Annotated in this window: 20 protein-coding genes; 14 read left to right on the top strand and 6 right to left on the bottom strand. The window is 59.6% G+C overall.

Going from position 1 to position 22,611, the window contains the following annotated elements; translation table 11 throughout:
- Window positions 1-107 precede the first annotated feature (107 nt).
- The 13 genes from mqo (at window position 108) to ettA (ending at window position 13,980) form a co-directional block, all read left to right on the top strand.
- Entirely contained in the window at window positions 108-1,610 is a 1,503-nt protein-coding gene (mqo, locus tag H2170_15300; GenBank protein ID MCS6301436.1) for a malate dehydrogenase (quinone), read from the top strand.
- Between the two features lie 70 nt (window positions 1,611-1,680).
- Window positions 1,681-3,240 carry an MFS transporter gene (locus H2170_15295; GenBank protein MCS6301435.1) on the top strand — a complete coding sequence of 520 codons (1,560 nt, stop codon included), beginning with the start codon at window positions 1,681-1,683 and terminating at the stop codon, window positions 3,238-3,240.
- Window positions 3,241-3,430: 190 nt separating this feature from the next.
- Window positions 3,431-3,739, top strand: a complete 309-nt coding sequence (locus H2170_15290) for a hypothetical protein (GenBank protein ID MCS6301434.1) — start codon at window positions 3,431-3,433, stop codon at window positions 3,737-3,739.
- A gap of 84 nt (window positions 3,740-3,823) precedes the next feature.
- Window positions 3,824-6,352, top strand: a complete 2,529-nt coding sequence (locus H2170_15285) for a tetratricopeptide repeat protein (GenBank protein ID MCS6301433.1) — start codon at window positions 3,824-3,826, stop codon at window positions 6,350-6,352.
- A complete protein-coding gene (locus H2170_15280; protein MCS6301432.1) occupies window positions 6,349-7,152 on the top strand; it encodes a hypothetical protein in 804 nt (267 codons plus the stop codon). Before H2170_15285 ends, H2170_15280 begins: the two co-directional genes overlap by 4 nt.
- Before the next feature lie 48 nt (window positions 7,153-7,200).
- Entirely contained in the window at window positions 7,201-7,989 is a 789-nt protein-coding gene (locus tag H2170_15275) for a MotA/TolQ/ExbB proton channel family protein (GenBank protein ID MCS6301431.1), read from the top strand.
- Between the two features lie 74 nt (window positions 7,990-8,063).
- Entirely contained in the window at window positions 8,064-8,489 is a 426-nt protein-coding gene (locus H2170_15270; protein MCS6301430.1) for a biopolymer transporter ExbD, read from the top strand.
- 10 nt (window positions 8,490-8,499) lie between these two features.
- Window positions 8,500-8,943 (top strand): biopolymer transporter ExbD, encoded by a 444-nt coding sequence (locus tag H2170_15265; GenBank protein ID MCS6301429.1) that lies wholly within the window; start codon window positions 8,500-8,502, stop codon window positions 8,941-8,943.
- A 3-nt stretch (window positions 8,944-8,946) separates the two neighbouring features.
- Window positions 8,947-10,041 (top strand): hypothetical protein, encoded by a 1,095-nt coding sequence (locus H2170_15260; GenBank protein ID MCS6301428.1) that lies wholly within the window; start codon window positions 8,947-8,949, stop codon window positions 10,039-10,041.
- Between the two features lie 9 nt (window positions 10,042-10,050).
- Window positions 10,051-11,304 (top strand): ISL3 family transposase, encoded by a 1,254-nt coding sequence (locus H2170_15255; protein ID MCS6301427.1) that lies wholly within the window; start codon window positions 10,051-10,053, stop codon window positions 11,302-11,304.
- A 40-nt stretch (window positions 11,305-11,344) separates the two neighbouring features.
- Window positions 11,345-11,758, top strand: coding sequence for a hypothetical protein (locus tag H2170_15250; protein MCS6301426.1), 414 nt, complete (start codon window positions 11,345-11,347; stop codon window positions 11,756-11,758).
- 51 nt (window positions 11,759-11,809) lie between these two features.
- Window positions 11,810-12,193: a VOC family protein gene (locus H2170_15245; GenBank protein ID MCS6301425.1), complete on the top strand. Its 384-nt coding sequence runs from the start codon at window positions 11,810-11,812 to the stop codon at window positions 12,191-12,193.
- A gap of 98 nt (window positions 12,194-12,291) precedes the next feature.
- Complete coding sequence (gene ettA / locus H2170_15240; protein ID MCS6301424.1) at window positions 12,292-13,980, top strand: energy-dependent translational throttle protein EttA; 1,689 nt, start codon at window positions 12,292-12,294, stop codon at window positions 13,978-13,980.
- 261 nt (window positions 13,981-14,241) lie between these two features.
- Here ettA and H2170_15235 read toward each other — a convergent pair whose 3' ends face one another.
- From H2170_15235 to H2170_15215, 5 genes are all read right to left on the bottom strand, one after another.
- Entirely contained in the window at window positions 14,242-14,916 is a 675-nt protein-coding gene (locus H2170_15235; GenBank protein ID MCS6301423.1) for a phosphoribosyltransferase, read from the bottom strand.
- A 251-nt stretch (window positions 14,917-15,167) separates the two neighbouring features.
- A complete protein-coding gene (locus tag H2170_15230) occupies window positions 15,168-15,935 on the bottom strand; it encodes an ATP-binding protein (GenBank protein ID MCS6301422.1) in 768 nt (255 codons plus the stop codon).
- A complete protein-coding gene (locus H2170_15225) occupies window positions 15,932-17,398 on the bottom strand; it encodes an IS21 family transposase (protein MCS6301421.1) in 1,467 nt (488 codons plus the stop codon). Before H2170_15225 ends, H2170_15230 begins: the two co-directional genes overlap by 4 nt.
- Window positions 17,395-17,754: a hypothetical protein gene (locus H2170_15220; protein MCS6301420.1), complete on the bottom strand. Its 360-nt coding sequence runs from the start codon at window positions 17,752-17,754 to the stop codon at window positions 17,395-17,397. The genes H2170_15225 and H2170_15220 overlap by 4 nt, the downstream gene beginning before the upstream one ends.
- A gap of 689 nt (window positions 17,755-18,443) precedes the next feature.
- On the bottom strand, window positions 18,444-19,172 hold the full coding sequence (locus tag H2170_15215) for an IS630 family transposase (GenBank protein MCS6301419.1): 729 nt from the start codon (window positions 19,170-19,172) through the stop codon (window positions 18,444-18,446).
- A 348-nt stretch (window positions 19,173-19,520) separates the two neighbouring features.
- Here H2170_15215 and H2170_15210 point away from each other — a divergent pair, with 348 nt between their 5' ends.
- Window positions 19,521-19,937 (top strand): translation initiation factor, encoded by a 417-nt coding sequence (locus H2170_15210; GenBank protein MCS6301418.1) that lies wholly within the window; start codon window positions 19,521-19,523, stop codon window positions 19,935-19,937.
- Window positions 19,938-20,110: 173 nt separating this feature from the next.
- On the opposite strand, the gene H2170_15205 is transcribed toward H2170_15210, so the two are convergent.
- Window positions 20,111-22,611: DUF1553 domain-containing protein (locus H2170_15205; protein ID MCS6301417.1), on the bottom strand; the 2,501-nt coding region annotated here is incomplete at its 5' end.

Below are 22,611 nucleotides of genomic sequence, written 5' to 3'. Positions count from 1 at the left end.
TAAAAGAGTTATCTCATACTTCGCGCCTTAGCGTCTTTGCGTTAAAAGGCCTGAATAGCTGTGTAATGGGTATAATTCCTTAGCTCGCCCTAATCCCCCATCCGTCCATGTCCGCTTCCTCCGTTCACCTCACTACGCCCGATGTCATCATCATCGGCAGCGGCGTCATGTCCGCCAATCTCGGCGCGCTGCTCAAGCGCCTCGATCCCTCGCTGGCCATTCAGGTTTACGAGGCCACGACCGAGCTCGCGCAGGAAAGCTCGCATGGCTGGAACAACGCCGGCACCGGTCACGCGGGCATCTGCGAACTCAGCTACACGCCCGACCAAAACGCCGCCGGCGAGGTCGATGTTTCCAACGCCATAAAAATCTTCGCGCAGTTCGAGCGCACCAAGCAGTTTTGGTCCTACGCGGTGGCCGAGGGCATGATCGATAAACCGCGCGATTTTATCCGCCCCGTGCCGCACCTGAGTTTTGTGCACGGCGACAAAATGGTGAACTTCCTGCGCGCGCGTCACGCCGCCATGAAGGCGCACCCGTTTTTTAGCTCGATGGAGTTTTCCACCGATCGCGCCGAGATCGCCCGCTGGGCTCCCCTGCTCACCGAAGAACGTGCCCAGGTGCCCATCGCCGCGACCAAAATGGACAGCGGCACCGACGTCGATTTCGGCGTTGTTTCGCGCAAACTTTTGGCCTGGCTCGCCCGGCAACCGCGCTGTGCGGTCTCCGCAGGCCAGCGAGTGGTGGACCTCAACCGCACCGCCGCAGGTTGGGATGTTGCGGTCAAAGATGTGGCCAACGGTTCGGTTCACCACACGTCGGCTAAGTTCGTGTTTGTCGGTGCAGGCGGGGGCAGTTTGCTGCTGCTGCAAAAAGCTGGCGTGGCCGAAAGCCGCGGCCTCGGTGCCTTCCCCATCGGCGGTCAATGGCTGGTCTGCGACAAACCCGAAATCGTCGCCCGCCACAAAGCCAAGGTTTACGGCCAGCCGCTCGACGCCGCGCCCACCATGGCGGTGCCGCACCTCGACACCCGCGTGCTCGATGGTAAACAGACGCTGCTCTTCGGCCCCTTCGCTTCATGGACGACCAAGTTCCTGCACCGCGCCGGCAGCTGGACCGATCTGCCCAGTTCCTTCCGCCTCCACAACATCGCGACCTTACTCAAAATCGGCGCCAAGAACCTCGATCTTATCCGTTACCTCGTGCAACAAGGCACGCAGTCGATGGACGACCGCATGAAGGTGCTGCACGTGTTTTACCCCGGAGCGAAGAAAGCGGATTGGAAACTGATCGACGGCGGCATCCGCGTGCAGGCGATCAAAAAAACCGACGGCGAAGCCGGCATCGTGCATTACGGCACGGAGGTCATCACCGACGAGAAGCGGACCATTTCCGCTCTGCTGGGCGCTTCTCCCGGCGCTTCGGTGTGCGTGCACATCGTGCTCGAAGTCGTGCAGACGTGTTTCCCGCAACTGTTGGCTACTCCCGAAGGTCAGGCCCGCATGAAAGCGATGATTCCCAGCTTTGACGTAGACCTGCGCGACCCCGTACTCGCCGCCGGTTACGCTGCGGCCAGCCGCGTCGTGGAGGAAAAACTACAGCTGCGCTGAGCTCTCCTCTTCATTTCCCCTCTAATTGTAGAGTACCGTTAACCCTTCATCTGCCTTACTAACCCTCCCAATGTCAAAACCGTCCTTGTTTCGAACTGAAGATGGCAAAAGCCATCTCATTACCTTCGTGTTAGTCAGTTCGCTGTTTCTCCTCTGGGGCTTCTGCAATGGACTGATTGACGTGATGGATAAGCATTTTCAACAAGAGCTTCATCTCACCTTGGCGCAGTCCGCTTGGGTTCAATTTGCGCACTACCTTGGCTACTTTCTGATGGCGATGCCCGCGGGCTGGTTGGCAGGAAAACTTGGCTACAAAGGCGGCATTATCGTCGGCCTACTGATGGTTGCCGCTGGGGGCTTTTGGTTCATTCCGGCCTCTCACATTGCTCAGTTTTGGGCCTTTCTACTCGGGGTCTGTTTTATCGCCTCCGGTCTGACCTTTTTGGAAACCGTGGCGAACCCCTACGCTACAGTGCTCGGCCCTAAACAATTCGCCGCCAGCCGTATTAATCTTGCGCAGTCGTGCAATGGCGTGGGTTGGATTTTCGGGCCAGTCGTCGGCGCCACCTTTTTTTACGGTACGGACCACACCGGTGAAAGCACTGGATCCGAAACCCTTTGGATTCCCTATGCGGCGATTGGTGCTTTTGTGCTCGTGCTCGCAGTGGTGTTCTCGTTCTGCAAACTGCCCGACATTAAGGCGGAGGATGAATTTCATCTGGATGATAATGCCCCTGAATCCAAAGCCCCGGCAGCCAATCGGGGCCTGGCGATGGGCTTGGTCTGGTTAAATATCGTCGTTCTGGCGGTCGCCGTGGGAATGATTGTTTCCGCCATCGTGGCGATTCCCTCGGTGGGCAAATCCCTCGGCATGACGGAAAATCAGGCGCTCGGTTATGCCTCCGGCCTGCTACTGACCATCGGAACCGTCGTGTTCATGGCGAAGAAAGCGCGCATCACTTCTCACAGCATTTGGAGTCAGCCTCACTTCTCGGGGGCGACTTTGACCCAGTTCTTCTATGTCGCCGCCCAATGCGGTATTTTCGCGTACTTCATCAACTACATGACCTCCCAGCTCCCGCCCGTGCCGGAGACCTTCAAAACCGGCACTTTCGCGTCGTGGCTAGAGGTGCACAAGAATGGTCAACTGGGGCTTAGCGACAAGGGTGCCTCCACGCTCGCCTCGGTCGGCTTCATGTTTTTTCTTGGTGGTCGCGTTTTGGGTTCCGCCCTTCTCAAGAAGTTCGCTGCCCACAAGGTGCTTGCCACCTTCGCCGGTTTAGCCGGTCTCTGCAGCCTACTCGTGTTTTGCAAATTCGGATGGGTTTCGGCCATAGCGCTGTTCCTGACCTATTTCTTCATGTCGATTATGTTCCCGACGATTTTCTCGCTCGGTATCCACGGTTTGGGTAGCCGCGCAAAGCAGGCGTCCTCCTTCATCGTCATGGCCATCATGGGAGGTGCGATCATGCCCAAGCTCATGGGGCACATTGCCGATCTCAATGGCATGTCGGCCGGTTTTATCATCCCGCTGGTCTGCTTTATATGGGTGACTGGTTATTCGCTCCTGTGGAGTAAACTCAGTGGATCCACCGGCGTCCTCGGTTTGGATGCCTCCAAGGGGCATTGAGTTTGGGTTAAACCGTGCTGCCGCCCTGTTTGTAGGGGCGGTGGCTCAGTTCTGCTTCAGCTAGCCGGGTGCCGGTTTCACATCACTCGAATCCGCAGCCCTATAGCTAAATAGTGAATTACTTCATTTTGGGGCTCATGATCCCTTGACGGGGCGACTTGAAGTCCCTTTTTTTATATAAATTTCCCCCATGCGTTCACCCCTACGCCGGATTTCGTCCTCGCTCGTCCCCGCCCGCTTTGCCTGTGCCTTGAGCGTAGCCGTGACTCCTTTACTCAGCATTCATGCGGCGGACATTCAAGTGCCGCTGCCACAGATCTTAGGCGAGGCCAACATGCAGATAAAGGCCCGTAAACTGGGCGATGCCTCAGTCTTGCTGGAGACCGTGATGGAGCGAGTGGGTAAGGGTGAAAAACTGCCCGCTGGTGTGACTCTGGATGCGGTGGAGTCGTTGGCAGCCAATACTTTTTTTCAGCTCCAAGATTTCGCCAAGGCCTAAGTGATCGCAGGCAAGTTCCTTCAACGTACAAGCACCGGCGGGGCCGCCAACGATACTCGTTTGGTCTTGGGTCTTTCCTTGGCGTTGCAAAAAAAATTCGCTGAGGCCGTGCCGGTCTTCGCCAAACTTGAAGAGTCGATCACGCACCGTGACAAGGCCCGCATTTATCGCGCTATGGCGGCTCAGCAGGCCAATCAATCAGCCGTCGCGATTGACGCGCTCAGCCGTATTTTGGCCGATTCACCGCGGGATTCCGAGTGGGCTAACTCAGCACTTTCGCTCATCTCGCTGCATTTACAGGATAAGAACTTCGCCGCAGCCAGCCGGGGTTTGGACCTGTTGCGCGGCAATCTGAACACGGTGGATAATCTGGCGGGCTTGAATGTACTGAGCCTGCAGCTGGGCGACGTTTTGCTGTCAGCCAATGATCAAGCGGGGGCGCTCGCCGCCTATCGCACGGTGTTGCCACGCGCCGAACTGCTGCGCCTGCAAAAGCTGCGCACCGCTCGCATGGAGGCTCAACTGGCCCGGCTTAAACAGCAAAACCTCACCTCGATCGACGCTGCAGAAAGCGCCCAGCGCATCGAGAGCCGCATCAAGGCCACCAAGACCGCCCTCGACGAGATCGGCCAGCGAGGCGACTACGATGCGACCCTGTTCTACCGGCTCGGTCACACCTTCCTACTGCGCGGAGGGCCCTGGGAGGCGGCGCTGATTTTCCAGCGCTTGCTCAAGGAATTCCCCGAGGCGCCCGAGCGCGAGCAGGCCCACTCGGAACTGGTGCGCGCCTACGCTGATACCGGCCGAGTGGACAAGATGCGCAGCGCCTTGGACGAGTTCATGCGGGCCACGCCTGCGAGCAAACTGTTGCCTCCGACCCTTTACGTGGCCGCTCAGGCAGCCAGCGACAAGGACCGCAAGGACATGCAGATGGAGTTTCTCACCGTCGGCGTGAACCAGTTCCCTGACTCCGATCTCTCCGAGCAAATGATGCTCATGCAGACCAACGCCCATTTCGCCGCAGGGCGTTTTGAGGAGGCGCGAGACGCATCCGGCAAGTATTTGGCTAAAAAACCTGACGGACGGTTTGCGGAGGATGCGACATATTTGCACGCCATGGCGACGCTGGTGCTGGGCCAAGCCGAGGCGGCGATTAAGGAAATCGGTGATTATTTGGCTAAGTATCCCGAGGGCCGGTTCGTGGCCGATGGACGCTACCGGATCGCCGCCGCGCAGTATGCGATGCAGAAATACACGGAGTCAGAATCACAGCTGGAGTCTTGGCTGCGCGATTATCCCGTCGAGCACCCGCAGCGCGGTGAGGCACTGTCGACCCAAGGTGATGTGTTTGCCGGCCAAGAGCGCATCGATGACGCGATCAAGAGTTACCGTGGGGCGATGGGGACCAAGCTGTCCGACGACCAACTCGGCTATGTTCTCGATGAGTTGACCAAGCATTATCAGGCCAAGCGCGATTTTGGTACTGCGGCGGTTCTCTGGGAGGATTTCGCCCGCGAGAATCCCGATCACCCTTTCGTCATCAATGCCGCGTATTGGATTGGCAAACTGCGCTCACGCGAGGGCAAGCATGATGAGGCAGTCAAGCAGATGGGCGAAATTGCCCGCCGTTACCTCACTGATCCATCCCGGGATGCCGTGGAACGCCTGCTGACTCAAATGGCCTCGATTTTGGCCCGTAACCCAAAGGCCGGACCTGATGGCGTGAAGCCACCCCCGATTTCGGCTGAGGCGATTTCGGCCCGTGTCCGTCAAGAGCTGCTGACCAGCCAAAACCGTGACAACCCGACGGTTAAGGCACGAGTGTTGTTCACCGAGGCCGAGGTGGCGTCTTTGCGTAAAAACAACGTGCTCAGGGACCAGTTGCTGGTGCGTATTGGCGAAGAAACTGCCGCCGAGGGGCTATCACCTGGTTTGCTTGGCGGTGTGGGTGATCAGCTGCTCGCGCTGGGCAAGACTGAGCGGGCGCGCGCCTGCTACGACCAGTTGGTACTCAGTTACCCGAAGTCGATGTATGCGGATTTTGGTTATGTGGGATTGGCTGAAATCGCCTTCCTGGCCGGCGACTACGACACGGCGTGGGTGCAGTTCACCAACGCGATCGACCGGGCAGGTGCCCGCTTTAAATTGCGCGAAGCCACCTTGGGCCAAGCCAAGACTTTGCTGGCGCAAGGGAAACTGGAGCAAGCCAAGGAGCTCTTCGAGCAGATCGCCGGTAATAAGTCCTGGCGCGGTCCGGCCACCGCCCAAAGCATCTACTCGTTGGGCCAAATTCTGCTCAAACGCGGAGGGCCCGACGAGCTTGCCCAGGCCCAAGCGCACTTTCAGCGGGTATTTATCTCGTATAAGAAGTTCACTCCCTGGGTGGCGCAGGCGTATTTGAGCAGCGGCCAGACGTTTGAAAAACTAGGCAAGCCGCGTGAGGCTTTGGCCACTTATCGCGAAATGAAGCGCGATGTACGCCTGACCGAATTCCCTGAGTACAAGACGGTTTTGGATCGCGTAAGCATATTGGAGGATTGGGAAAAGAAAAACCCGCCAGAACCGACGCCGACAGCGGTCCCCGTCGTTGCTAAACAAGGAGGTGCATCATGAAAACCATTCGTTACATCGCTTTGGCCCTGCTGGCGGTTTCGCCGCTGTGCGCACAACGTTACCTGCTTAAAGACGGCAAGGTGCTTAAGCAGGATGAGGTCGTGCTTAAGGGGAATGTATTGGTGAAATCCCTCGGTGGTGACGCCGGCGAGATGCAGTTTCCGGTGTCTCAAGTGGTGCGGCTCGACTGGCCCGAACCTGCGGAGATCGCCGAGGCGCGCGCCTTGCTCGCTGCTGGTAAGGCGGAGGAGGCCGAGGCCAAAATCAACCCGATCTACGCGCAATTTACGCCTTTTGCTAAAGTCCCCGGCGGCTGGTGGAATGACGCGGCATTGCTCCGCGCCCGCGCCCTGCTTGCCCGCAAGCAAAATGCCGAGACCGAAAAAGCAACGAAGGAGCTCATTGCCACCTCGACAGATGAAGAAACTCGGCTGGCCGCCCAGTTAATCGACATCCGCCTGCAACTCGCGCTCGGCAAGAGCAGTGCTGCCGACACGATGCTCGAGGGGCTCATGCGCAAAGAAGTCTCCGGCGAGATCGCCGCCGGGGCCGCGGTACTACGTGGCGACATCGCCTATGGCCAAAAAGACTTCGAAAAGGCCCTTGAGTTGTATCTGCTTGTCCCAGCTTTTTATGGTGCCGAAGATGAGGTCATGCCTGCGGCACTTTTGGGCAGTGCCCGTTCGTTCCGCGGTTACGGCGATTCGGCACGAACCGAGCGCGCGTACCTTGATCTCATGGCCGCTTTTCCTAACAGCGCCGAAGCCATCCTCGCCAAACGCGAAATGAACGGCCCTTGATATCCCTTTTTAGTCTTTCTTTTAGATCACCACCCAAACTCAAGAATCATGAAAACCACCCTTCGCCGGCTCACCGGCCTAACTGCCCTGCTCGCCGCCAGCCCGCTTGCCCTGCTCGCCGCTGACGCCGCCCCCACCGTTGTTACCAAATCTCTGCTCCAAGAACTCAGCGCACCGGCGATTTTCCCTATCTGGTTGTGCTCGGCGCTGATCGTTTACCTGGTCATCGAGCTGTACATGAAGATCCAGCCCAAGCAGTTCATCTCTCCTGCCGCGCTGGAGGCCGTGCGCACATTCTTCCGCAACGGTGATTACCACGGTGCTTACAACTGGACCCGCGACAACCCCGGCATTCTAGCCAACGTTGTCCACGCCGGCCTCAAACACGCCCCGAGCGGCAAACAGGCCGCTGAAGAGGCCATGGGCTCGGCCATCATCGGCGAAAACTCCAAGTTCCAAAACAAGATCGCCTACCTCTCCGTCATCGGCGTTATCGCCCCCATGATCGGGTTGACCGGCACGGTCATCGGCATGATTCAAGCCTTCGCGGCCATGGGCCAGGCCGGTGCCGCCGACCCCTCCAAGCTTTCGGGCGCGATCGGCCACGTGTTGCATGCAACCGCTTCCGGCTTGGCCGTGGCGATTCCCGCCTTCGTGTTTTACTACCTGATCCGCAACAGCGTGGGGCATTCTATTCACAAGCTGTCCGATGAGGCCAACGATTTGTTCCGCAAGTTCCCCTATGACCACCTCGCGACGGTCGAGTTCGAGGGCGGCGAGAGTTATGCTGCTACCCCCAACTGGGTTGAGGGCAGCCCTACCAACGTGCAGGCCTAAGCGGCCTTTTTTAACGAAGGCCGTGCCCACCGGTGCTGTCTTCGTACTCTTTAATCCTTTAACTCCTTAATCCTATGGCAGGTGGTGGTGGCGGTGGTGAGGGCGAGCCCGAATTCCAAATCGCTCCAATGATCGACGTGCTACTTGTGCTGCTCATTTTCTTTATGAGCATCGCGACCTCGTCGGTTGCTAGATACGACCCAGCGATCGAACTTCCGTTGGCCCCTGACGCCAATAAGAAGGAAAATTCCGAGGGTGAGTTGGTGTTTAACGTGGCCTGGAAGCTGCCCGCACGCACTGCCGTGACCACTTACGAGGAGCGCATCGTCAATCTCGACGAGGTAATCCCATCCCTGATTGCGCATAAAAAGGCCGACCCCAAGGTGCGCGTGCTGATCCGCAGCGATGCGCTCACCCCGGTGCGCTACATCTCGGCGGTCGTTGAGACGGCGGCCAAAGCCGGTATATCGGATGTCACCTTCGCCACCCTAGCCCGTTGATCCCCCGACCATGAAAATGCCCATCCAGCAGAACAACCCCGACGTGGGCTTCCAGATTGCGCCCATGATCGATGTGGTGTTCGTCATCCTCGTGTTCTTCATGTCTCTCGCTGCGCAGATCAAAATTGAGCAGATCTTGCAGCCCAAGTTGCCCGGCGTCGCGGTCGCCTCGGCCAGCACCGAGTTTGTCGATGAACAGATGCTGCAAATCGCAGACGATGGTGAAGTTACCCTCAACGACGAAGCCTATGATTCGGCGCAAAGCCGGGACCTTCCCCAGCTCACGGGCACCCTCATGCGCCTTAAAACCTCCAGCGATGCGGCGAAGAGCAAACTGGTGGTGACACTGGTCAGTCATCCCGATTCCTCGTATTACCGCACCATTGATGTACTTAACTCATTGGCTGTTGCTGGAATTAGCAATGTTACGTTCACCTCTGATTCAGAGCAATAATTCATGTCCGCCGCCCCAACCCCAAGCCGTAAGAGTTTATACGCACGTCTCACCGCCAGCGTGCCCCTGTTGGTCACCGTGATCGTGCACGTCGTGCTGGCCGCCGTTGCCGGCTATTTTGTCGTGAGCGAGCAAATCCTCGGTAAAAAGAAAAGTTTCGAGGCGACCAACGCAGCCGAGCCAAGTGTGGCCCAAAAACAGGTTGAGCACCGCCTGCAGGTGGCCCGTAAGGGCGGCGGTTCAGCCAGTGCATCCCCTGTTTCGGCCTCTCGGATTTTCTCGGCTGATTCTAATGCGCTTCAATTACCCTCCCCGCCTGAACTCAACTTGGCCGGAGCGAGTGCACTGGCAGGCATGGGCTTTGGTGCGGGAGCCGGAGGCATGGGCACCGGTACCGGTTTCGGCACGGGTATTGGAAACGGTAGCGGTCTGGGCTCCGGTTTCATGAGCATGAGCTTTTTGGGCACCACCAGTCAGCGTGCCTCCAAGATCGTTTTTGTGGTCGATGTAGGCACTCGGATTTTGGATGTCAGAAAGGGCGGATTTGAGGCTTTTTCCATCATTCGTGAGGAGATGATGAAGCTCGTCAGCCGACTGTCACCGAGTGCCGAGTTCGGTGTGGTCGTCTATGAGCCCGATACGTGGGATCGTGGTGTAAATTCTCTAGTGAATCCATTCTCGGTGAGTTTGTTGCCGGCGACCAGCGCCAATAAAACGCGATTCTTTGAGTGGATGAAGCCGATCAATCTCACCCCTGAAAAAGTGGGGTTCAGATCTATCGCAGTAAGAACCCCGTGGCGCCCCAAAGCGCTGCCAAACGCCGGTCTCGACGAAGACTTTCGCCCTCCTGGGTGGGTGAACGCCCTACGTTGTGCACTCGAAATGGGGCCGGATACAATCTATGTGGTCGCAGGCAGTGCAGGGGTGCCCGTCCAAATGCTGAATGATCAGGAGCTCGCTAAGAAAAAGAAGATAAACGACGATTTTAAAGCGGAACTGGTTCGTAGTGGTTTGAACCTCGAAGCAGTTACGGCTGCTCGCAATGCTTCTTATGGGTTCTTCCCGTTTTGTTGTGGGTTCGGGCATAAAAGCAGCTAAAAAGTAAAGATGAGCATAAGCGCACATGAACATTACCGGCGGTTGCTGTTGCTGCCGGAACCGTGGGAAGTAACCAAAGTGGAGGAAGACATTCTCGGACTAAACGTGACGGTCTGGTTACGATGGCCAGACGGGGCCAAGGTGCCGTGCCCAGTGTGCGGTCAGTTGATGCCTATTTACGACCGAATGAAGGAGCGGAGTTGGCGTCACCGTGATGTGATGCAATATCGACTCGAACTGCGGTGCGCGGTGCCCCGCTGCGATTGCGAGGAGCATGGTGTTAAAACGATGCACGTGCCGTGGGCCGAACCAGGCTCGCGGTTCACCTCGCTTTTTGAAAGCTTTGCCGTGGCCGTGATCGCCTCTAGCCGATCGCTAAGCCAAGCCGCCGAGTTGCTGGGACTTCATTGGGATAGTGTACAACGTATAATCGATCAGGCTGTTGAGCGAGGCTTGGCGCGGCGAAACCTCGACGGCATCACCCGAGTTGGCTTAGACGAAAAGAGTTTTTTGCGCGGTCAAAGCTACGTTTCATTGATGACCGATCTCACCGGTCGGCGGGTACTGGACGTGGTTCCAGGCCGGGATACAGGGAGTGGGTTAAAGCTTTGGGCATCATTATCAAAGGAGCAAATTGACGGGATTGAAGCCGTCGCGATGGACATGGGTGCATCCTTCATCGCCGCCACCCACCAGGCCGCGCCCAACGCTGACATCGTTCACGACCGCTTTCATGTTTCAAAGCCTATGAACGAGGCGGTCGATCATACCCGCCGGGATGAGGCCGCTGAACTCGCTGCCAAAGGCGATGACATCTTAAAACGCACTCGCTTTCTTTGGCTGCATGGCATCGTTCCTGATGACCGCAAAGAGCACTTCGAGGCGCTGCTGGAGTCCAATCTTCGTACGGCCAAGGCATGGGCTTATAAAGAGCAGCTGGTCGAGTTTTGGGGACAACCCAACGCCGATGCGGGTAATACTTTCTTCCAGCTGTGGTATCGCTCGGTTATGAGTAGCCGCCTGCCCAGAGTCAAAAAAGTAGCAAAGTCACTAAAAGCCCATCTGGCCGGATTACTGACTTACTTTAAGCACCGTATTTCGAATGCACTCACCGAGGGTTTTAATTCAAAAATCCAAGCAATTAAAGCCGATGCTCGTGGCTTCCGTAAGTTCGAAAACTATCGCACCCGTATTCTTTTCTTTTGTGGTAAACTCGACCTCGAGCCTAATTTCCCCCCAGCCCTAACCCACAGTATTCCGTGAAGAACCTTCTTATGCCAAAGCTAGTGCGGATCTAGACGCTGTGAACGCCAAACTCAAGGCCAAGGGGCAGTCGCCATTTGTCATTGTACACGCGGTCCGGATTTTCCAACCCGACTTTCAGGCTGCTCTTAAACAGAAAGGCTTTAGCATCCCGCTCGATTACAAGGGCTGGACAACCAAAGAGGGTAAGCCGCTACATTATACCTCGTTCGAGCCTTTTGATATAACCGAGTATTCCGAGGTGATGACGCACATCTCCAAGTTGCAGCGTGCCTTGCTGAAAGAGCGCGCGGTCTTGAATGTTTTCCTCTTGGTTGGCCCCACGGAGGCGGGCACGGATGCGAAGGACAAGGAAAACTTGGGCAAGGCGAGCAGCCGTAACGGCGGTAAATTCCAGCTCCTCACCACCAAGAAACTCGAGGAAATGACCGCTCGGGATGAGGCGGCGAAATGATGCCGAGACGGTGCGCTTGTACAAGGGAGCTTTAAGGCTTTTGGTGAACCGATGACCGTCAAAAAACTCCTGCATACCCGCTACCGGGTAAATGATCTCGAACGCTCGGTGCAGTTCTACCAAGAGGCCCTTGGTCTCGTGGTTTCTCGCCGCCATACCTCGCCACGGGGTGCCCAACTGGCGTTTCTCGCCACCCCCAACAGCGCCGAGGAAATCGAGCTCTGCCAGATGCCCGTCGGTGCCATTCCCGTGCAAGTCCAGTCGGATCTCACCCACCTGGCTTTCGAGGTGGATGACCTCGCCGCTTTTGCGGCCGAACTCAAGGCGCGGGGCTACGAACTCAGCGATGGCCCGACGACGACCGGCAGCGGTTCGTTGATCGCCTTTATCGATGCTCCCGAGGGCTACGAGGTGGAGTTGATCCAACGCCCGTAGGCTTCAAGTACTGCATTTGTATAGGCTTGGCTTGGCGAGCGCTTGAGACGCTTCCTTGACCCGCCGTCCGCAGGGCTTGCATCATTTTCACTCTCATCATGGCCAAGCCCGACGAACCCAAGATCATCTTCTCGATGATGCGCGTCTCGAAAAAAATCGAGCGCAAGGAAATCCTCCGCGACATCTCATTGTCGTTTTATTACGGCGCCAAGATCGGCGTCCTCGGCTTTAACGGCTCGGGCAAATCCTCGCTCATGCGCCTGCTCGCTGGGCGGGACAAGGAGTTCGATGGCACGGTTCACTTCGAGCCCGGCTACACGGTCGGCCTGCTCGAACAGGAGCCCCAGCTCACCGCAGGCAAAACCGTGCGCGCGTGCGTCGAGGAAGGCGTTAAGCACCTCACCGACCTCACCACCGCTTACGATGCCACTTGGGATGAAATCGACGCCGCCGCCGATGATGCCGCCCGTGACGCCATCACCACCAAGCAGGGCGAGCTGCAGGAAAAAATCGACGCGCTCAACGCTTGGGACGTCGCCCCGCAGGTCGAGATGGCAATGGATGCGCTGCGTTGCCCTTCCCCAGATCAAATTGTAGACCACCTTTCAGGCGGTGAGCGCCGTCGGATCGCCTTGGCGCGCTTGCTGTTGAAAAAGCCCGACATCCTCCTGCTAGACGAGCCGACCAACCACTTGGATGCCGAAAGTGTTAACTGGTTGGAGCAGCACCTTTCGCGCTACGCCGGCACGATCATCGCGGTGACCCACGACCGGTACTTTTTAGACAACGTCGCCAAGTGGATTCTCGAGCTCGACCACGGCCATGGTATTCCGTGGAAGGGCAATTACTCCGAGTGGCTGGAGCAGAAACAAGCCCGCGCCAGCGTGCAGCAACGCACTGAAGATCGCCGCCAAAAGGCCATGGCGCGCGAGTTGGAATGGATCCGCCAATCGGCCAAGGCTCGCGTCGCCAAGTCGCAGGCCCGCATCAGCGCCTACGAATCCATGCTCAAGGAAAACGTCGCCGAGAAAGAGCGGGAGTTTGAGATCATCATCCCGGCCGGCCCGCGTTTGGGTGCTCTGGTGGTGGAGGCGCAAAAACTCTCCAAAGCCTACGGGGAAAAAGTGCTCTTTGAGGACGTGAACTTCTCGCTGCCCCCAGGTGGCATCGTTGGGGTGATCGGGCCCAACGGCGCGGGTAAAACCACGATGTTTAAACTCATCACGGGCGTGGAAACCGCCGACACCGGCGCCCTGCGGGTCGGGCCCACCGTGCAGGTGGCGCACGTGGATCAATCGCGCGACTCGCTGCCGGATGCGCAGACCATTTACGAAGCGATCAGCGGCGGAAACGAGATTTTGAAACTGGGACCGCGTGAGGTGAATGCCCGCGCCTACTGCGCACAGTTCGGTTTCACCGGTGCCGACCAGCAGAAAAAGGTCGGTGTGCTTTCCGGCGGCGAACGCAACCGCGTGCACCTGGCGCGCCTGCTCAAGAGCGGCGCGAACCTCATCCTGTTGGACGAGCCGACGAACGACTTGGACGTTAACTCGATCCGCGCGTTGGAGGAGGGCTTGGAGACCTTCGCCGGCTGTGCGGTGGTGGTGTCGCACGACCGTTGGTTTTTGGACCGCGTGGCCACGCACATCCTGGCGTTTGAGGGCGATTCGCAGGTCCACTGGTTCAATGGTAACTATTCGGCCTATCTGGAGGATTTCCGCCGCCGCAAGGGCAAGGAGGCGGATCAGCCGCACCGCATCAAATACCGTCCGCTGACGCGCGCTTAATACTGATTTCAGATCAAGATGAAGCAGATTGGCCAGGGACGGCCAACCCTACACCTCTCGATCTTGTGTAGCGTTGGCCGTCCCCGGCCAAATGTTTGGACGTTGAAACCTAGGGGGAGGGAATTGCTGCAGGTGCGGACCGTGCTTGGGGTGGAATACCTCGTGCTGACACACGAATCCACGATGCGCGTGGCCTTGAGCGTGAGCTCAAGGATACTCGAGCGACCTGAATCCGCCCCTTGAATCTCGAATTGTAACAATTCAGGGCCCGCGGGGTGAATGTGCGGGCCGCAGTAGCGCCGTATGGGCTTTTTCTAGCAGAGCACACACCTCCTCGTCGGAGGTCTGCGGAAACTCGACGTACCACTCGCCGACTGAGTTGAAGTTCTCCGGGGTGATCAAAGCGCAGAACTCATCCACTTCCGACCTCAGTTCTTCCGCTGTGGACCACGCCACCGTGGGCGTGGCCACGATGAGGCGAGCCGGATTGAGTTGGCGGAGCGCCTCAATTGCGGCGCGCATGGTCGAACCCGTTGCGATACCGTCATCGATCACAATCACGGTGCGGCCGCGGATGGTCAGCGGAGGGCGGTGGTTGCGGTAAGCGATTTCACGGCGCTCCAGTTCCTTGAGTTCCCGTCGCGCCACTTCGTCGATCATAAGCGGCGACAGGCCAAGCATGGTGACGACGCTTTCGTTCAAAACCCGCACGCCACCGCTGGCGATCGCACCCATGGCCAGCTCAGGGTTGTCGGGGACACCCAGCTTACGCACGACAAACACGTCGAGTGGTGCCTTCAGGGCTCGCGCCACTTCATAGGCCACCGGGACGCCACCGCGCGGTAGCGCCAGCACCAGCAGGCCAGGGGTGCCTTCATGGGCCGCGAGGGACTTGGCTAGCATTTTTCCGGCCTCGGTCCGGTTGGTGAAGCGCATTCTCATGGGGGGGGATTCTTTTGGGAGAGTCGTTTGAGTTTTATGCCAATTCGCGATCACGATGAGCTTACTTACTTGGCGCCTGCGGATCGGATACCTTTGGGCAAACACCTTGAGCTCACGTTCAAGGCCACGAAAAGTGCGTCCGCGTGTGAGCGGCGGCGCGAACACCGTCTATTTCTGGCGGTTACAAAATCACCTGTCGTAAAAGCCGATGACCGGCCCCGCCAGGGGCCGATCATCAGGCCCGGTCAGCTTGCAGGTTCGTCGGCCAGGCGGTCTTTCATGCGGTAGGATTTGCCCTCGATGACGACGGTCTGGGCCCGGTGCAGTAGGCGGTCCAGGATCGCCGCGGTGATGCCAGCGTCGTTGTTAAAGATCCCTGCCCAGTGTTTGTAGGCCTTGTTGGTGGTGACGATCAGCGAGCCGCGTTCGTAGCGTTGGCTGACGATCTGGAAGAGCAGGTCGGCCCCCGACTTGTCGAGCGGCAGGTAGCCGACCTCATCGAGCACGAGCACCGCAGGGGTCATGTAACGCTTCAACTCGGCTTGCAACCGGTGCAGGGACTGGGCGGTGACCAGGGCGTTGATCGCGTCCACCGCCGTCGTAAACAGCACCGTGTAACCCGCCTGGCAGGCCGCGTAGCCCAACGCGCTCGCGAGATGTGTCTTCCCAAGCCCCACACCACCGCAAAACACCGCGTTGGTGCGCTCCTTGACAAAGCCCAGTTCGAAGAGGTGCCGCACCTGCGCTTCGTTCAACTCCTTGGGCCAGTCCCACTGGAACTGGTCGACGGTTTTCTTGACCGGGAAGCGCGCCGCCTGGATACGCCGCTCCAGCGCCCGGATCTGGCGGTCCTGGGTCTCGGCCTGCACCAGTCGGCGTAAAAATTCGGCGTGCGAACAGCGCGCCTTGGCCGCCTCGGCCGTCAGTTCGCCGTGGTGACGCAACAGGTAACCGAGTTTCAGATACTTGAGCTGGTCTTTTAATAAATCGGGTTTTTCGGGTTCTGTTTTCATTGGGTATAGGGGCTTAAATCCGGGGGACGCAGTTCGAGTTCCAGTGCGGCCAACGCGTCGGCGCGGGTGAGGTGGATCGGCCCGGCTTGCGGCAAGGCCCGCGCGCGTTGTTCGAGCAAGTTGAGGATGTAATCGCTGGAGTAGGCGCCGAGTTCATGGGCGCTTTCGATCGCCCGGCCGACTGCCTCCGTTCCATACAGGGCCACCAAACCCACGATAGTCGCCAGGTGGTGTCCCGCGTTGAGCCGGCGCTCCTCCAGCCCCCGTTGGTAGGCGGGTGCCGCCGGGCTCAGTTCCAAAAACCGTAGCCGCAGGCGCTGCCGCGCCCCCTGCCGTTTGCGCTCCTCGAGTTCGCGCACATGCTCGGGGTTTTCCACATCGGCGCGGCGGGCAAAACTGCGGGCATGCTCGGCCACCAGGGTGCGGTCCGCATAAAACCTCACCTGCGCCCCCTCGATCTGCGCGGTGAGTAGCGCCCCGGCAAACTTCGTGGGCACCGAGTAGCGGTTCGTTTCGATACTCACCCGGCACCGCCGCGACGCCCGCACGCTTAAGGTGCGCACCGCCGGACTGGCCACCGGGTTAAGCGGCAGGAGCGCAGCGCGCTCCTCGGGCAGCCGGTCCACCGGCCGGCCCTGGGTTTCAGCGTGCACGCGCACGTTGGCCACCGTTTCCAGCCACAAGCTGGCGGCCGGCCCCAGCTCGGTAAACCCATTCATCTGCCTCCCGCCAAGGAAGCTTTTTTTCACGTAACCCACCGCGTTTTCCACCATGCCCTTGGACTGCGGATGCCCCGGCCCGCACGCTTTTATCGTAAACCCGTAGTGCCGGGCAAAGTCCAGGTACTGGGCGTTGTACACCGGGTCGGTCCCGGGCACATGCGAGAGGACGGCCGTCTTGCAGTTATCGACCATCACCTCGCGCGGCACCCCGCCGAGTTTTTCAAAGGCGCGCCGGTGACAGCCCAGCCACCACTCCTGGCCCTGCCCGAGGGTAAATTCCACATGCAGGAACCGGCTGTAGCCCAAAACCATGACGAAAAAACTTAAAGCCCGCCGGGTGCCGTCCACCTCCACCGAGCCAAAGCTGCCCCAGTCCACCTGCGCGGTCTGGCCGGGGGCAAACTTGAGGGTAAGAAACGCCTCCAGGTTCCTCGGCCGCACCCGCCGCACGTAGTCTTTCAAAATTGAATACCCGCCCGTGTACCCCCGCTCGCGCACCTTTTGCCAGAGCTGCATGGCGGTGAACGGATGGGCCTCCAGCCACCGCGCGATCGCCGGCTTGTGCACGTCGAGCTTGCTTGGCCTAGGCACCTGCGCGGCCTGGCTGCGCGCGTACTTTTCCTGCGCCTGCCAGCGCCTCACCGTCTGCACGTGCAACTGGAGCGAGCGGGTGATTTGCGGCGCACTGTGACCGGCAGCCTCCGCCTGTTTTATCCGGCAATACAGTTCGTAATTGATCACGCCCCCACCTCCCGGCTCGGCGACGGCGTTACCGCCAGCGTGTGCGATGGCCTGCCCCGGTCCAAGGAAAGCACCTGGTAAAGTGGCGCGGCGTAGGCGATCACCCCGGCCTCGATTAACTGCCGACGCGCCTCGACCAGGCCGTCCTCGCTGAGCGTGAGCAGCCGGGCCAGGGTGCGCGTGGCGTAGTAACTCAGCCCGTCGGCGTCACCCACGGTTACCAGGACCAGATAAAGTCCCCAGGCGGGGGCACTGGCCCGCCCCAGGTAATTGCCCCGCACCAGCCGGTGGTCCAGCCAGCTAAACTGGGCCGGCGTGCGCCGGAGTTGTTCGCGATCGATCGGTTGTTTTTGCATAATCGGGCGGCTGGACGTCGATGCCCAGGATCACCCGCCCCCGGGATTGCAGGTGTCGCAGCATGGGTTCGAGGTCCTCTTGTAACGTCACTCCGGCGAACTGCGCGATAAGCCCCACGAGCACAGGGTTTTGCGACTCCCAGCTGTCTTGTAACGCCGCGCAGGGATTCGGTAACGCCACCTCGGCGACCGGCTCGGCTTTAGGCTGGTGCACAACGGATTGCGTAGTTGGGATGTCTTGTAACGCCACCCGCCGTCGCGGCCCCCTCCGCCTTGAGTACCCCGGATTGGCCTTCCGCCACTCCTGCACCCGTTGGACATTTTCTGGGCCTTTCCAGTGGTCGAGGTTCTCCGGCTTCGCCAACCATTTGGCCTGACTGGCCGCCCGGCTCGCCCGTCGGCATCCCGGCTTCCCGCAGTAGCGCTGACGCTCGCGGTTATGCGCGTCGGGCAGAAAGAAATCGGCACAGTGCAAACACTTGCGTGAACCGGTTGGATGCATCGCTGTGCATCCGCCAAGCGTCCCGCCGGTTCAATCTCCACCCATTCGCATCCCCCATATCCCCAGCCGGACAGGGAAGAAAACCCACCCACTGAAGAAGAGTTTCACTCTTTAAAATGGGAAGAAGATCCACCGAAGAAGAAGTGAATTCCTAACCGCCAGAAATAGACGCTTTCCCGCTCGCCGCTCACAGCAGGAACTTCAACCATTCCTGATGGCGGTGGCGTTTTTGGCAGGTACCGATGACCTTTCCGTCGGCCATATTGAGGGCGGCGAAGAGTGTTGTGGTGCCGTGACGCTTATAGTCGTGGGTTTGGGTTGCCACCTTGCCTTGTCGCAAAGGCAGGCCGGGTTGGCTGCGGTCCAGAGCTTGGATCTGGCTTTTTTCATCGCAGCACAAAACCAAGGCGTGCTCGGGGGCGTTGAGATAGAGCCCGACGATCTCCTCGAGCTTCTCCACAAAGCGCTTGTCCTTCGATAATTTGAAGCCCCGCACCAAGTGCGGTTTCACTCCGTGGTTGCGCCAGATCAGGCCTACGCTGCTGGCGGCCAGTCCGCTGACTGCCGCCATGCGCCGCGTGCTCCACTGTGTCGCCATGGGAGGTGTTTCCTCCAGTGTGCGCCGTATCAGTTCGGCCTTGTCCTCCGGCTTGATCTTGGCGCGACGACCTCGCCCGGCACGGTCCCGTAGCAGTCCCGGCAACCCCGACTCCAAATAACGCCCCCGCCAGCGCGCCACCTTCTGCCGACTCATTCCCAACTTATTGCCGATCCATTCGTTGCCGTTGCCTTCAGCGGCAAGCAGCACGATCCGGCACCGCTGGGCATGCTTCTGCGGTGTGCCGCCTCGTTTCGCCCATGCGCTCAATTCGGCCTTCTGCTCCTCCTTCAAATTAACTGGGGCTGCTTTTCTCATTCAGCTACAGACGCTCGGCCGTTAATTTAGTTACGCTATTTCTCGCACACTACACTAGTAACAGGTTTTAACGCGCTAACCCACGGGACAAAACGGGCACGGTGACGATTCCGGCGCTAGGTGGAGAGAGAACGTGCCGGTAAATTTATCTCGGTACGGCGTTCGGGTCAGAACCCGATTTTTGTGGTTATAAAATGCTGGACCCCGTCGCCAGGGGCTCAACTGATGCGGCCTGCACTCACCCGCGATTTTAAATGAACCGTTGTGCGGCTATCGCTTGAAATTTTTCCGCTAACTCCATTGGGATATCATTCAAGTGAGGGCTTACGGGCTTCGGGTTTAACCATTATGAGCAAAGACAAAATCGCGACGGATGGCGGGCAGAACTTGGGGCAAAACCCCTTCGGCGCCTTGGGCGGCTTGGCACTGCCGAGTCGGCCGGTGGGCGCGGCGGCTCCTGTGTCGGCGCAGGCTGCCGATAGCGAAACGCCTAAAGCGGGCGAGACGAAGCCGGCGAAAAATCGAGGGCGCGTCGAGGTGTTGCGCATGACCGCTGGACGGGGCGGCAAGACCGTCACGGTGGCGCGGGCGTTTGTGGGCATCGGTTTGCCGGAGAAGGAGCAGCTCGCCAAAAAAATGCAGAAGGCGTGCGGCTGCGGCGGCACGGTTAAGGACGGCCAAATCGAGGTGCAGGGCGACAAACGCGATGAGGTGGCGCGGATTCTCACCGAGGCGGGTTTCCGGCCGGTGATGGCTGGCGGTTAAAACACTGTAAGGCGGGTGGGGCGCGAGGGGGCGGAGGCCGGTGGAGCGCCGGGGCAGAGGGGCGCTTGCCGTCCTCGCCGGCATCCAGAGGCGGAGGCGGGAGAACGAGTAGGAGTAAGAGAACGAGAACGAGTCGGAGGGATGACCTCCGTGGCATCTGCGGCGCGGTCCGCTCAATGGTAGTAGATCGCTTCGTCGGCCTGGAATAGGGCGTGGGCGAGGCGGGCCCAGGCGTCGAGCGGGCCTTCGTTGCGGGCTCCTCCAACCGGACCTAAATCAATAAAGCGCTGGCCGGGGCCATTGTTTTGCTGGGTGCGGAAGGGCTGCGCGGGTTTAGGTGCTGAGGACTTGTTGATCGAGTTGGCGGGCAGCTCGTAGGTGGTGTTTACATACGTGGTGGCGAGCTTGATTTCATTTTGCGACGGGAGGCGTTGCAGAATGGCGTTATAAAGAAAAATGACGCGTTCGTTTGTACGTGTGAGCTGGGTGAAGGCGGGGCGCTGGGTGAGCTTGCGGGCGGTCTCGATGACGAGCGGGTTGTTCATAAAGAACAGGGCCTGCTGGGGCACGGTGGTTTCGTAGCGCTTACCGCTAGGGACATCGGGGTTGGGGAAGTCGAACTGGGTGAAAAATTCGGGCGGGTTACGCCGGTCTATAAAAGTATAAAGTGCCCGACGGGTCGCGAAGCCTTCGCTGCTGAGGCGCACGGACTTGCCGCCGATTGCCGGGTCGAGGCGGCCGGAGATGGCGAGGATGGCGTCGTGCATTTGCTCAAGGTCGAGGCGCCGCAGGTTGCTGCGCCAGAGCAGGCGGTTGTAGGGGTCTTTTTCGGCGAACGAGAGGTTGCCGGAGTCGCCCTGCTGATAGGTGGCGCTGAGGACAATGCGGCGGTGCAGGCCCTTAATAGACCAGCCGTCTTGAACAAAACGGCTGGCGAGGTAATCGAGCAGGGCGGGGTGGCTGGGGGGCGCGGATTGGTTGCCGAGGTCGTCGGGGGTGGGCACGAATCCTTGGCCGAAGTGTTGCTGCCAAAGGCGATTGACCAGAACGCGGGCCGTGAGCGGGTTGGTGGGGCTGGCGATGTCGCGGGCAAGATCGAGGCGGCCACTGCCGGTTTTGTAGGCGGGGCGATTGGCGGGCTCTGGCGAGAGGATTTCGAGGAAGCGGCGCGGAACAACCTCACCTTTGTTTTGGGCCTCGCCGCGGATGAGCACAGGATAGTCCTTGGGAGTTTTTACGTCGGTGAGGACGTCGGCGCGGGGCGGGGCACCGGCGTGAGTCGCCTCGAGGTCGCCGTAGTCGGCGGCGAGGCGGGCCTCACGGCGGATGAGTTCACGGCGTTTATCGGCGCTGATCTCGGCACCAGCGGCACGGAGGGCTTTGGACTCCTCGCGCAGGGCGGTTCCAAGGGTGTCGAGTTCGGCGAGCTTTGCTTTGTAGTCGCGATAGTCGGGGGTGTCGGCGACGGGCAAAAGGGAGGGCTGGTCGTCGTAGCGTTTGGGCCGCGTGCTGCTGGCGAAGATACCGTAGAGCGAGTAGTAGTCTTTGGTCGGAACGGGGTCGAACTTGTGGTCGTGGCAGCGGGCGCAGGAAACGGTCAGGCCGAGGAATGCCTTGGTGGTGACGTCGATGCGGTCGTTGATGACGTCGTTGGTGCTGCCGTCGAATTGGTTGCCGAGGGTGAGGAAGCCCATGGCGGCGAGGATGCGGCGGTCGCCAGGGGATTGGTCGCCGGGGAGGGTTTTGCGCTCGAGGGATTTTAGGACGAGGGCATCGGCGGCGAGTTGTTCGGTGATGAAGGCGGGGTAGGGCTTGTCGGAGTTAAAGGCGTCGATGACGTAGTCGCGATAGGTCCAGGCGCCGGCATAGCGGGGGTCTTGGTCGCGTTTCACGCTGCCTTTGGTTTCGGCGAAGCGGGCGAGATCGAGCCAGGCGCGGGCCGAGTGTTCTCCGTAGTGGGGGGAGGCGAGCAGGCGATCGACGACTTTGGCGTAGGCATCGGGGGCGCGGTCGTTGAGAAAGGCGTAGATCTCGGGATCGGTGGGCGGCAGGCCGGTGAGGTCGTAGGTGATGCGGCGGATGAGGGTGCGCCGATCGGTCGCGGGGCTGGGTTGGAGTCCGGCAGCCTCAAGGCCGGAGAGGATGAAGTTATCCACCGGATTTTGGCACCATTTGGGGTGGCGGGTTTCGGGCACCGGTGGAGCGATGACGGGCTTAAAGGCCCAGTGGTCTTTGTTCGGAGTATAAAGGTGCGCCGGGCTGGAGCCTTTAGCTGCGGGGGCTTCGGCGATACGCGGATCAGGGGCGCCGCGGCTTATCCATTCGACGAAGTCGGCGACAATGGTGTCGGGGAGCTGTTTGCCCTTCGGGGGCATGCGCAGGTCGGGATTGCTGTAGCGGATGGCCTCGATGAGCAGGCTTTGGTCGGGCTTGCCGGGGACAATCGCGGGGCCGCTGTCGCCGCCTTCAAGAAGGGCCGCGCGGGTGTCGAGCCGCAGGCCGCCTTTGATTTTTCCGCCTTGGAGGCTGTGGCAGCGGTAACACTGGTCGTCGAGGACCGGGCGGATTTTGGTTTCGAAAAACTGCAGGTCGGCAGGTGAGAGAGGCGCGGCAGGAGCAGACGGTGCAGGGGCCGCGTCGGCGGTTGGCAAGGCGGCGAGCGAGGCGAGAAACA

Origin of the sequence: Opitutus sp. (assembly GCA_024998815.1) — a bacterium.
Classification (GTDB): Bacteria; Verrucomicrobiota; Verrucomicrobiia; order Opitutales; family Opitutaceae; genus Rariglobus.
The sequence above is the reverse complement of the archived record's forward strand: the minus strand, read 5'-3'. Positions and strand labels throughout refer to the sequence as shown.

Coding starts and splice junctions, on each gene's coding strand:
- H2170_15245 (MCS6301425.1), top strand. CDS start 11,810: ATGACCGTCAAAAAACTCCTGCATACCCGCTACCGGGTAAATGATCTC.
- H2170_15260 (MCS6301428.1), top strand. CDS start 8,947: ATGTCCGCCGCCCCAACCCCAAGCCGTAAGAGTTTATACGCACGTCTC.
- H2170_15230 (MCS6301422.1), bottom strand. CDS start 15,935: ATGAAAACAGAACCCGAAAAACCCGATTTATTAAAAGACCAGCTCAAG.
- H2170_15210 (MCS6301418.1), top strand. CDS start 19,521: ATGAGCAAAGACAAAATCGCGACGGATGGCGGGCAGAACTTGGGGCAA.
- H2170_15265 (MCS6301429.1), top strand. CDS start 8,500: ATGAAAATGCCCATCCAGCAGAACAACCCCGACGTGGGCTTCCAGATT.
- H2170_15235 (MCS6301423.1), bottom strand. CDS start 14,916: ATGCGCTTCACCAACCGGACCGAGGCCGGAAAAATGCTAGCCAAGTCC.
- H2170_15295 (MCS6301435.1), top strand. CDS start 1,681: ATGTCAAAACCGTCCTTGTTTCGAACTGAAGATGGCAAAAGCCATCTC.
- H2170_15220 (MCS6301420.1), bottom strand. CDS start 17,754: ATGCAAAAACAACCGATCGATCGCGAACAACTCCGGCGCACGCCGGCC.
- H2170_15280 (MCS6301432.1), top strand. CDS start 6,349: ATGAAAACCATTCGTTACATCGCTTTGGCCCTGCTGGCGGTTTCGCCG.
- ettA (MCS6301424.1), top strand. CDS start 12,292: ATGGCCAAGCCCGACGAACCCAAGATCATCTTCTCGATGATGCGCGTC.
- H2170_15290 (MCS6301434.1), top strand. CDS start 3,431: ATGCGTTCACCCCTACGCCGGATTTCGTCCTCGCTCGTCCCCGCCCGC.
- H2170_15215 (MCS6301419.1), bottom strand. CDS start 19,172: ATGAGAAAAGCAGCCCCAGTTAATTTGAAGGAGGAGCAGAAGGCCGAA.
- H2170_15275 (MCS6301431.1), top strand. CDS start 7,201: ATGAAAACCACCCTTCGCCGGCTCACCGGCCTAACTGCCCTGCTCGCC.
- H2170_15255 (MCS6301427.1), top strand. CDS start 10,051: ATGAGCATAAGCGCACATGAACATTACCGGCGGTTGCTGTTGCTGCCG.
- H2170_15270 (MCS6301430.1), top strand. CDS start 8,064: ATGGCAGGTGGTGGTGGCGGTGGTGAGGGCGAGCCCGAATTCCAAATC.
- mqo (MCS6301436.1), top strand. CDS start 108: ATGTCCGCTTCCTCCGTTCACCTCACTACGCCCGATGTCATCATCATC.